The 11,361-nt window shown below is 33.7% G+C and carries 12 protein-coding genes; all 12 read left to right on the top strand.

The features are described 5' to 3' along the window. Positions 1-135: transposase (locus E4T68_RS09985; RefSeq protein ID WP_135124293.1), on the top strand; the 135-nt coding region annotated here is incomplete at its 5' end. Positions 136-924: 789 nt separating this feature from the next. After that, a complete protein-coding gene (gene nrdH / locus E4T68_RS03810) occupies positions 925-1,152 on the top strand; it encodes a glutaredoxin-like protein NrdH (RefSeq protein WP_135124291.1) in 228 nt (75 codons plus the stop codon). A gap of 182 nt (positions 1,153-1,334) precedes the next feature. Next, positions 1,335-2,207 (top strand): aldose 1-epimerase family protein, encoded by an 873-nt coding sequence (locus E4T68_RS03805; protein ID WP_167753801.1) that lies wholly within the window; start codon positions 1,335-1,337, stop codon positions 2,205-2,207. Positions 2,208-2,520: 313 nt separating this feature from the next. Next, positions 2,521-2,844 carry a hypothetical protein gene (locus tag E4T68_RS03800; RefSeq protein WP_135124287.1) on the top strand — a complete coding sequence of 108 codons (324 nt, stop codon included), beginning with the start codon at positions 2,521-2,523 and terminating at the stop codon, positions 2,842-2,844. Then, a complete protein-coding gene (locus E4T68_RS03795) occupies positions 2,831-4,771 on the top strand; it encodes a V-type ATP synthase subunit I (RefSeq protein ID WP_135124285.1) in 1,941 nt (646 codons plus the stop codon). The genes E4T68_RS03800 and E4T68_RS03795 overlap by 14 nt, the downstream gene beginning before the upstream one ends. A 1-nt stretch (position 4,772) precedes the next feature. Further along, positions 4,773-5,246, top strand: coding sequence for a V-type ATP synthase subunit K (locus E4T68_RS03790; protein WP_135124283.1), 474 nt, complete (start codon positions 4,773-4,775; stop codon positions 5,244-5,246). 31 nt (positions 5,247-5,277) lie between these two features. After that, positions 5,278-5,892, top strand: coding sequence for a hypothetical protein (locus E4T68_RS03785; protein ID WP_135124281.1), 615 nt, complete (start codon positions 5,278-5,280; stop codon positions 5,890-5,892). 16 nt (positions 5,893-5,908) lie between these two features. Continuing rightward, complete coding sequence (locus tag E4T68_RS03780; RefSeq protein ID WP_135124279.1) at positions 5,909-6,886, top strand: V-type ATPase subunit; 978 nt, start codon at positions 5,909-5,911, stop codon at positions 6,884-6,886. Then, positions 6,876-7,187 (top strand): V-type ATP synthase subunit F, encoded by a 312-nt coding sequence (locus E4T68_RS03775; RefSeq protein WP_135124277.1) that lies wholly within the window; start codon positions 6,876-6,878, stop codon positions 7,185-7,187. The genes E4T68_RS03780 and E4T68_RS03775 overlap by 11 nt, the downstream gene beginning before the upstream one ends. An 83-nt stretch (positions 7,188-7,270) precedes the next feature. Then, the gene (locus tag E4T68_RS03770; protein WP_135124275.1) at positions 7,271-9,055 is read left to right on the top strand and encodes a V-type ATP synthase subunit A; all 1,785 of its coding nucleotides are present in this window, start codon (positions 7,271-7,273) and stop codon (positions 9,053-9,055) included. Further along, positions 9,048-10,430 carry a V-type ATP synthase subunit B gene (locus E4T68_RS03765; protein ID WP_135124273.1) on the top strand — a complete coding sequence of 461 codons (1,383 nt, stop codon included), beginning with the start codon at positions 9,048-9,050 and terminating at the stop codon, positions 10,428-10,430. Before E4T68_RS03770 ends, E4T68_RS03765 begins: the two co-directional genes overlap by 8 nt. A gap of 3 nt (positions 10,431-10,433) precedes the next feature. Then, positions 10,434-11,048: a V-type ATP synthase subunit D gene (locus tag E4T68_RS03760; protein WP_135124271.1), complete on the top strand. Its 615-nt coding sequence runs from the start codon at positions 10,434-10,436 to the stop codon at positions 11,046-11,048. Positions 11,049-11,361 lie beyond the last annotated feature (313 nt).

Raw genomic sequence — 11,361 nt, 5'->3', positions numbered from 1 at the left:
TATTCTAACGGTGTTATTGAGTGGATAAATCGAAAAATAAAATTATTAAATCGCATGAGTTATGGGTTTAAATATTTTACATATTTACGAACTCGAGTATTTTTAGTGCAAGAAAAATTATTTAAACCATCTTAATATGGGCTGAAAAGTCTATCAAATCAGTATGCCTATTGTCAAGGCACGCTCACGCTATAAACCTTGACAATTGCATACCGATTCGAAAAGAAACAATTAGCCCTATTAAGAAAAAACAACTTAATATTTGCTGGAATTTTTACTTACCAACATAATTTGACGAAGAGCCCGTTTCTGATGACGTCATTATAAGCTGTTTTTTTATTTTTAAGACTTTTTCCCAGTTCCTTGCAATTTTTGTTATGCGTATCCCTAAAACTAAGAGAAGAAAATGTATTTTTGCTAGCGTTATTTTAATGTAGACTTTGATTTATAGATAGTTTAAAAATGTCATTGAAGAGATTAAAAAAAAGCAGATTTTTCTTTAGCTTTACGCTTTATGAGGATGAAGATAGAAACTTGTGTTGATATGTTTAGATGTATGGGTCAGTGTTTAAGCAACTAGTTTTTATGTCGATAGAGTGGATAATACATATTTTTTTATTTTGGGCATTCTATGTATTGAAGAGTAGTGTATATGTGGCGTTACGATACTCTAGTGTGTCATGAGTGTGCGTATCTGGTTACTTGAATAGATAGAAGTAAACTTTGTAATAAGCGATGTAGGGAGATTATCCATGTATAAAAAATTATAAGATGTGTGTTTAAATAGAGATTTAATATAGTTTTTATAATATTAATGAACACTATATTTTGTGGTATCGTTATAGAACGAAAACAGTATATAGTTGATTTTTTGTTTTTTTTACAGTATCATTATGAAGTATTATTTTAAAAGGAGATTTAAATATGGCACCTGTAGTTGTTTATTCAAAACCAAATTGTATGCAATGCAATTTTACAAAAAAATTTTTAGAAGAGAGAAATATTCCATTTAAAGTTAAAGATGTTATGGAAGATGAAGTCGCTCTAGAAGAAGTCAAAGCATTAGGTTTTTCCTCTTTACCCGTTGTTGTGATTGAAGGAGAGGAACCTTTTTCTGGATTTAGACCGGATAGACTAGAAGCGATTGCTTAACTTAAATAGAATAGACTTGGAACTGAGCGAAAAGTATGACGAGTAAAATAAGTTGTGAAAAACAATGACAATGTTGAGTGATGTTATTGGATTGAACAACATCATCTTTTTGCCTAGTTCTCTTTTTGTACATTTATGTGTTGTTGACTATGTGAACAGGATTTATGAGAAAGGAGAAAGCGATGTATAAACTTGAAAATGATATAATTTGTGTAGAAATTGCAACTTACGGAGCAGAAGTACAAAGTATTTATCATAAACAGTATAAAATCAATTATTTATGGAATGGAGATGCACAATTTTGGGGAAGACGTTCTCCAGTATTATTTCCAATTGTTGGACGATTAAAAAATCATACATACCGTCTTGACGGAAAAACGTATGAAATGGCAGGTCATGGTTTTGCTAGGGATAAAGAATTTTCCTTGGTAAGTCAAGAAAGCAATAAACTTATCTTTTGCTTAAGTTCAGATGAGGACACATTAAGGATGTATCCTTTTTCGTTTAAGTTATATTGTGAGTACATATTAAATCAGACTGAACTCCATGTGAACTACACTCTTGAGAATTTAGATGATCATACGATGTACTATAGTATAGGAGCTCATCCTGCTTTTTCTACGGCTTTGCAAGAGGGAGATAAATTTGAAGATTATCAAATAGCTATTCAAACTCCAAGTCCAGTGTATCAGTATGCTTTAAATGGTATTTATTTAGATGCAAATTCAAAAACTTTAGCATCATTAACGACGTTTCCTTTAACGTATGATTTGTTTAAAGATGATGCACTAATTTTTGAAACAGATGAGCAAAAAGTTTCTGTGGAATTAACATCAAATAAACATCAACATGGTGTTTGTGTGTCGTATCAGCGTAATCTGTTTTGTGGTATTTGGACACCTTATCCTAAACAAGCTCCATTTGTTTGTATTGAACCTTGGCAAGGGGTGAGTGATTTAGACGATTTTGAAGGAGAATTGCCTCAAAAATTTGCCATTAACGCTTTAGAAGCACAGAAACAAGCTACTTTTTCATATGCTATAAAAGTGTTTTAAAAAGTAGGCGCACATTATCTCTGCCGTGGCTTAGTATGAGCTATAGTGAAAAATATTGTATATTTATACCATAAAAAGTACCATGATGTGTAATGTGTTTATATAATCGTGGTATTTTTTATTGAAAATATATAAAAAAATTATTGTGTAGGGCTTATTTTTTTCTATGCAACGGCAAAAAATGGTGTGGAAATATTAAAATTTTCTCATTTTTGTCTATTTCTTCCTATTTATAATGAACAATATGAGATATGGGCTTTATCTAGGAAAAATAAATGGGCGGTGTTATAATAGAAGTACTGGAGGTGTAAGTATGAGCATTTCTGTGGAGTATATTACAGAAATAGAACAACAAGTGGAGATGCTTGTTTCTCGCTATCATCAAGAAGAGCAGGCTTTTGAAAAAGAGGTGGAAACCAAAATAGAGCAGGCTCAAGCTAGGAGCATGCAAGTTGTTCAAACGTTTAAACAAGAGGAAACAGTACGCTCAAAGGAAGTTATTCATGAGTGTTCGTTACGTTTGAAACAAGAAGAAAATGATGAGATTGATGCAATCAATTCATGTATAGAATGTAAAGAGAACCAATTAATTGCAACTATTTTAGAGGAGGTTCATAGACGATATGGCAGTCACTAAAATGCAAAAATGGATCATTCTGGTTGAAGAGCATTATAAAAATAAATTGTTAGAAACAATACAAGAAAGTCAATCTTTTGAACCTATTCAAGAAGATGTATCGATTGATCAACTTAAACAAGAGGAAACAACTATTTTACAAGACGTTCATGCAAAAGAACAATTATTAAAAGAAGTTTTATCCATGCAAGACGTGTTGAAACCTTATGTATCGAAAAAACAATTAAAGCAGCGATATGCTCTAACGGTAATAGAAATTCAAGAGAAACTAATTGAGCTTAATGAGAGAAACGTTTTTGTGCGTGTACGTGATATAGTCAAAGAAAAGAAACAGCTTCAAAAACAATTAGAAAAATTATTAGAACATGTGCAATTGTTAAAGCGCTGGAAATCTTTACCAATCTTACCAACAACTTCTAAGGCATTGAGGGCAGTTCAAACGTTTGTAGGTACATTTCCTCAATCTAAACATGATGAACGGTATCAAGAGTTAGCACAACACGACACACTTTTGATTGATGAGTTATTTTCAGATGAGTTAGAACGTGGTGTTATTATCTATTGCGATAAGAAAGACAAGGATAGTGTTGAACAGATGTTATCTACATTACATTTTACGCCGTTTCATTATCCTTTTCCTCAATTACCACATCTTGCTTTAAAAGCGCTTGAGCAAGAAATACAGCAAATTTATCATCAAAAACAGACCTTAAATAAAGAATTAGAGCATTTAGCTCATTATTATTCTGATTTATTATTTAAAGAGGAACAAATTGCAAATGAAATCGAACGATTACAGGCACAATTATTTATGTTGAATGGACAATCGTTAAGTGCTGTTGTGGGGTGGATGGCTCAAGATAAAGAAAAATACTTAAAAGAACTTTTACACATGAGTTTACCACAATCAACATTTGTGTGTGTTAAAGATGAGAGTGTCATAATAGACGAAAAAGATATTCCAATCGTGTTAAATAATCACCCTTTAATTGAGCCGTTTGAATTGTTAACGGAAATGTACAGTTTACCCAAATATTCAGAGGTTGATCCAACACCATTACTAGCTCCATTTTATGCTGCGTTTTTTGGAATGATGGTTGCTGATATTGGTTATGGTTTATTATTGCTATTTGGGACATGGTATGCATTGCGTAAAATGCCTCTATCTAAACAGACACGAAAAAATGTGAGATTGTTTCATCTGTTAGCCTATCCTAGTATCCTTTGGGGCATTTTTTTCGGTTCGTTTTTCAGTATTGAATTGCCATTTAAAGTATTATCAACATCAACTGATGCGATTTCTATTTTAGCTATTTCAGTAGTGTTTGGTGTGATTCAGCTAATGTTTGGTTTAGCTGTCAATACGCATATTCAACTGAAATCTCGACAATATGCTACGGCATTTTCAGATGGCTTAGGTTGGCTAGGTATTTTCATTGGTTTGATTGGGATTGTACTAGAAACCTTTTTACACACAGGTTGGCTAGGAACTATGGCACAATATGTCATTATTGTTCATGTTGGTGTTATTGTGTTGAGTAGTGTATTAGGTGCTAAAAATAAATTAGCTGGATTAGGTTCTGGATTGTATAAATTATATGGTGCGAGTAGTTATATTGGCGACTTAGCCAGTTATACACGTTTAATGGCACTTTGTGTAGCAGGGGCAAGTATTGGTTCATCTTTTAATTTAATTATAGGATTGTTGCCACCGATTGCTAAATTTACAATAGGTATTGTGCTTTTTATTGTATTACAAACTTTAAACTTAGCTCTAGCTTTATTAGGTGCGTATGTACACGGTATTCGTTTGCAATTTGTAGAATTTTTTGGGAAATTTTATGAGGGCGGTGGACGTAAGATGAAACCCCTTAAAACCTATGAAAAATATATTGATTTAAAAGAAAGACATTTGGAGGAAAAATAATATGGATGCATTTTTAGTATTTTTAACAGGACATGACGGAGCACATTTATTAGCAGTATTGGGTATGGCATTTGCTATGATTTTTGCAGGGACAGGATCTGCAAAAGGTGTTGGTATGACTGGTGAGGCAGCAACAGCGCTGGCAAAAGAACAACCAGAAAAATTTGGGAAATCTATGATTTTACAATTATTACCAGGTACACAAGGATTTTACGGCTTAATTGTTGCCATGATGATTTATTTAAAATTATCTAGTGGATTGAGTTTTTCTGAAGGTGTTTCAGCATTAGTAGCAGGATTAGTTATTGGGTTTACTGGATTAACATCAGGGATTGCCCAAGGTCGTGTAGCAACTGCTGGTATTCAAATTTTAGCTAAAAACGAGGAACATTTTATGAAAGGTGCTATTTATGCGGGCATGGTTGAAATGTACGCTATTTTAGGATTAGTTATTGCTATTTTCCTAGTAGTATAAATAAACGCTAATCATGAGTTGGGAGGTAAGCATGAGCGATATTCACACTTTTACACAACAAATTCTTAATCGTAAAGAACAAGAATGTCAAAAACATAAGCAGCAAGCTGAACAACACCAAAAGGAACGTTTAGCATTAGCATTAGATGAGATTAATCAGAATGAACAGCTAATGTGTCAGAAAGTAGCAAAGGATATTCATCTACAAGAAACCATTACGATTCAGCAATTGACAAATCACAAACGTAACGTTGTATTACAACATAAGCAAGATAAATTACATGCATTATTTGATAAGGCAGCTTTAAGAATGAAACATTGGACAAAAGATGAGTTTTCACAATTTTTATATAAAGTGTTACATCAATTAAATAATCAAAAACAGTATACATTGCATTTAGGCGAATATACGTCGTTTCCGTTACAAGAAACAGATTTATCTTTAGAAACTATTTTAATGCAGCAAACGCAAAGTCCACAAATAACTTTGCCAAATTATGTAAAAATAGGTAAGGATATGATCGCAAATGAAGCCGGGTTTATTTTAGAAGAAAATGGTGTACGCTATAATTATTTGTTTAATGCATTGATTAAAGAGGTAAAACAAGACTATATTAGTGCGCTGCTTCAACAATTAACAGAATAAGTGATAGGAGGTTAACATGAACGATACATTATTTGCTAGTGTTAATACGCTTATTCGTATTAAAGAACAAGAGTTATTATCTAAAGAACAGCTAGATACCGTATTAAAAAGTCACTCAACAGAGAGTGCTATTAGTGTGCTAAAATCGACACGTTATGCGGATATAACAGTGCCTTTTGAACACATTTTAGTTGAAAAATTGGCGGATACATATCGTGATATTGTATCGGAAGTTCCCGTTTTAGAAATTGTAGATATTTTTTCACTCATTTATAGTTACCACAATTTAAAAGTATTATTAAAAACAGAGTTAGCAGGTCTTGCACTAGAGCATTTAGTCATTCCTATTGGACGTTTTAGCGTTTCAGAGTTGACTTATGCGATAAAAACTAGTGAGTCAGATACATTGCCTAGTGTGATGTTAGATGCGATTCAACACGTTAAAGATTATTATGAGGAATATGGGCGTATTGAGGCAATTGATATTTTACTGGATAGAGCGTATTTTCAGCATTTAAATCATATTGCTAAGCAATTACATCAAGCTGAAATTAGTGCAATGATATATGCATGGACAGATCTTTATAATATTAATTGTTTATTGCGTGTGAAACATCAATCACTCAGTCGTAGCTTTTTATTGTCTATTTTATCAGAGCATGGACAGATTGCACTAAATGAATTGATACATCTTGCATTAAATCAGCAATATGACAAGTTAGTTGCTTTATTAAAGGAAACGGATTATGCTGAGGCATTAGATTTTTCAAGCGATACATTGCAAGCTCTACATGTTGAGAGAATGCGTGATTTAGTGGCGAATTACTATTTAAAACAATCCAAGTATGAACCTTTTGGACTGTTTCCTGTATTATCATTTTTATATTATACAGAAATGGAAGTTAAAAATTTAAGGTTATTGTTGACTGGAAAAGAAAACAACATCGACGAAACGGTGCTAAGAGAAAGGATGCGACCAATTTATGGGTTATAAGATTGCAGTGATTGGTGATAGAGATTCTATTCTTCCGTTTAAAATGATTGGCTTTGATGTGTTTGCTTGCCAAGACGGAAAAGAGGCAAGAGTGCGTTTAGATGATTTGGCTAATCACCAGTATGGTATCATTTATATTACTGAGCATATTGCGCAATATATTCCTGAAACCATTCAACGCTATCAAGAGAAAATTATTCCAATGGTTATTTTAATTCCTAATGAAAAAGGAAGTTTAAATATTGGAAAATCTATGATTCAACAAAATGTTGAAAAGGCGATTGGTCAAAATATTCTCTAAATATGTGAGTGGTAAATCGCAACACATGGCATGGTAAGGAATAACATTATTAAAAAATTGAGTAAAAAGGAAGGAAGACTGTTGTGAAAACTGGAAAAATTATAAAAGTATCAGGTCCATTAGTTATGGCTAGTGGAATGGAAGATGCCAATATTCAAGATATTTGCAAAGTCGGTCACATTGGTCTAATTGGAGAAATTATTGAGATGCGTCGTGATGTGGCATCTATCCAAGTGTATGAAGAAACGTCAGGATTAGGTGTTGGAGAGCCGGTACAAACGACTGGAGAGGCATTATCAGTAGAATTAGGTCCGGGGATCTTGTCACAAATGTTTGATGGTATTCAACGGCCATTAGATGCTTATCAAGAAGCTACACAGAGTGATTTTTTAGTTCGTGGTGTTCATGTCAAACCTTTAAATCGTCAAAAAAAATGGGCATTTCAAGCTAAAGTTTCTGTTGGCGATGCAGTAATAAGTGGCGATATTGTCGGAACAGTTCAAGAAACGGCAGTGGTAGAGCATCGTATTATGGTTCCATTTGGAATTAAAGGTATCATAACGTCTATTGAATCTGGAGAGTATAGTGTTGATGATATTGTGTACACCATTCGTACAGAAAAAGGAATTGAATCATTTAGTTTAATACAAAAATGGCCTGTTCGTCGTGGACGTCCATTCCAATATAAATTAAATCCAAAGGAGCCAATGCTTACAGGGCAACGTGTTATTGATACATTTTTCCCAGTTACTAAAGGTGGAGGTGCTGCTGTACCTGGACCTTTTGGAGCAGGAAAAACAGTTGTTCAACATCAAATTGCTAAATGGGCAGACGTAGATATTGTTGTGTATGTTGGTTGCGGTGAACGTGGAAACGAAATGACAGATGTGTTAAACGAATTTCCAGAGTTAATTGACCCAAATACTGGAAAATCTATTATGGAACGAACCATTCTTATTGCAAATACATCAAATATGCCTGTTGCAGCAAGGGAAGCATCTATTTATACTGGTATAACGATTGCAGAGTATTTTAGAGATATGGGATACAATGTTGCGATTATGGCAGATTCAACGTCAAGGTGGGCGGAGGCATTACGTGAAATGTCTGGACGTTTAGAAGAAATGCCTGGAGATGAAGGGTACCCTGCATATTTAGGAAGTCGTATTGCAGAATATTATGAAAGAGCAGGAAAAGTTGTCACATTGGGGACTCAACAACGTCAAGGGAGTGTTACGGCAATTGGTGCCGTTTCTCCACCAGGAGGCGATATTTCCGAACCAGTGACACAAAATACATTACGTATTGTTAAAGTGTTTTGGGGACTTGATGCTTTACTTGCACAAAAACGTCATTTTCCGTCAATGAACTGGTTGACCTCTTATTCTCTTTATGTCAATGAAATTGGAGAATATTTAGATAATAAACTACAAACAAATTGGTCGCAAAAAGTTAGTCATGCCATGAAAATTTTGCAAGAGGAATCTGAGCTAGAAGAAATTGTAAGGTTAGTTGGATTAGATTCTTTAGCTGAAAAAGATAAATTAACTATGGTTATTGCACGCATGCTTCGTGAAGACTATTTGCAACAAAATGCATTTGACAAAGTGGATACATTTACGTCTTATCGTAAACAAAATCTCATGCTTGAACTCATCTTTTTATTTGAACAAGAGGCTAGACAAGCATTAACATTAGGTGCTTATTATAATGAGATTTTATCAGGAACAATTCACGTTCGTGATAGAATTGCACGTAGTAAGTACGTTGCAGAAAAAGATTTAAAACAGTTGGAACTATTGAAAGATACTATTCAAGAAACAATGAAAGACATTATTGCAAAAGGAGGCATGACATCTCATGATTAAAGAGTATAAAACAGTTAGTGAAGTTGTCGGTCCTTTAATGGCAGTGGAACAAGTTGAAGGGGTTAAATTTGATGAATTAGTTGATATTCAATTGCAAGATGGAACTATCCGCCGTGGACAAGTTTTAGAAGTACATCACGATAAAGCTCTTGTTCAATTGTTTGATAGTGCAAGTGGGATTAATTTACGTGATACAACTGTACGCTTTCGTGGAAAACCTTTAGAATTAGCAGTATCAGAGGATATGGTCGGACGTGTTTTTGATGGTATGGGACAAGTTAAGGATGGAGGTCCACAAATTTTACCAGAAAAATATGTGGATATTAACGGTCAGGCGATTAATCCTATTGCTCGTGATTATCCGGATGAATTTATTCAAACGGGTATTTCAGCAATTGATCATTTGAATACACTTGTACGTGGGCAAAAATTACCTGTATTTTCTGGTTCTGGACTTCCACATAAAGAATTGGCAGCACAAATTGCACGTCAAGCTACTGTATTAAACTCCGATGAAAAATTTGCCGTTGTTTTTGCTGCAATGGGCATTACCTTTGAAGAAGCTGAATTTTTCATGGAAGACTTTAGAAAAACAGGTGCTATTGAGCGTTCAGTTATGTTTATCAATTTAGCTAATGATCCTGCTATTGAACGGATTGCTACACCAAAAATGGCATTGAGTGCTGCTGAATATTTAGCTTATGAAAAAGACATGCACGTTTTGGTAATTATGACAGATATGACTAACTATTGTGAGGCATTACGTGAAGTGTCCGCAGCTAGACGTGAAGTACCGGGACGACGTGGGTATCCGGGATATTTATATACAAACTTATCAACTTTATATGAGCGTGCAGGCCGGCTAGTTGGCAAAAAAGGTTCTGTGACGCAAATCCCTATTTTAACGATGCCAGAAGATGATATTACACATCCAATCCCAGACTTAACAGGATATATCACAGAGGGACAAATTATTTTAGCACGTGATTTATATAATGCAGGTGTTAAACCTCCGATTAATGTATTGCCGTCTTTATCACGTTTGAAAGATAAAGGAACAGGTGAAGGGAAAACACGTGAGGATCATGCAGCAACCATGAATCAATTATTTGCTGCTTATGCACAAGGGAAACAAGTGAAAGAGTTGGCTGTTGTTTTAGGGGAATCTGCGTTATCACAAACAGATAAACAATATGTGGCATTTACAACACGATTTGAAGAAGAATACATTAATCAAGGTTTTTATACAAATCGTTCCATTCAGGAGTCTTTAGAGTTAGGATGGCAACTATTATCTATTTTGCCACGAACTGAATTAAAACGTATAAAAGACGATATGTTGGATAAATATTTACCAACTAAAGCAGAGGTGTAATGTATGGCACGCTTAAATGTAAAGCCAACACGAATGGAGTTATCCACATTAAAAAGACGGCTCAAAACGTCAACAAGAGGGCATAAGTTGTTGAAAGATAAGCAAGATGAATTGATGCGTCAATTTATTGATTTAATTAAGCAGAATAACCAACTTCGCCAACAAGTTGAAGAAAAATTGACGCAATGTATGAAATCTTTTGTTTTAGCAAAATCATTGTTAAATGAGGCTTTTATTGAAGAAGCGTTTGCTTTAAGCACACAACAAGTGAGTGTACACATTGATGAAAAGAATATAATGAGTGTGAATGTGCCTAAAGTTCATATACAATTTCCAGAAAAAAATCAAGAGTTTCAATATGGTTTTTTAAACTCCAATAGTGAAATGGATGAGGCGATTTCCGAATTGATGAGCATTTCAAAAGAGTTAATTCGTTTGAGTGAAATTGAGAAAACGTGCCAATTATTAGCTAATGATATTGAAAAAACAAGACGTCGTGTAAATGCTTTAGAGCATCTCATTATCCCTCAACTTCAAGAAACGATTGAGTATATTCAAATGAAACTTGAGGAAAATGAACGGAGTAATATTATTCGCATGATAAAAATTAAAGGGTAAGTGAATGAAGATGTTAGAAAAGCACTTATACTAAATGAAATGACTTTAAATAAGGTAGTAATAAACCTTCATTTAAAGTCATTTTTTATGGCATACAATCAATCGTGTGGATAGATAAAAAGAGTTATATGACTAAGTAAAGAAAAAACTAATATTATGTAATGTCCCCCTTTTTTATGATTTCATAAAACATGTTTAGTCAAGAGCGGAGATATGATATGAATAATGAGAAACGGAAGAAATATGGCAGAGATAAAACATATTAAAGCAAACAATAATTTATTTTTAACTAGAGTTAACCTGTTTTTATAAA

The sequence above is a fragment of the Granulicatella sp. WM01 genome (assembly GCF_004570605.1).
Taxonomy (GTDB): domain Bacteria; phylum Bacillota; class Bacilli; order Lactobacillales; family Aerococcaceae; genus WM01.
The sequence above is the reverse complement of the archived record's forward strand: the minus strand, read 5'-3'. Positions and strand labels throughout refer to the sequence as shown.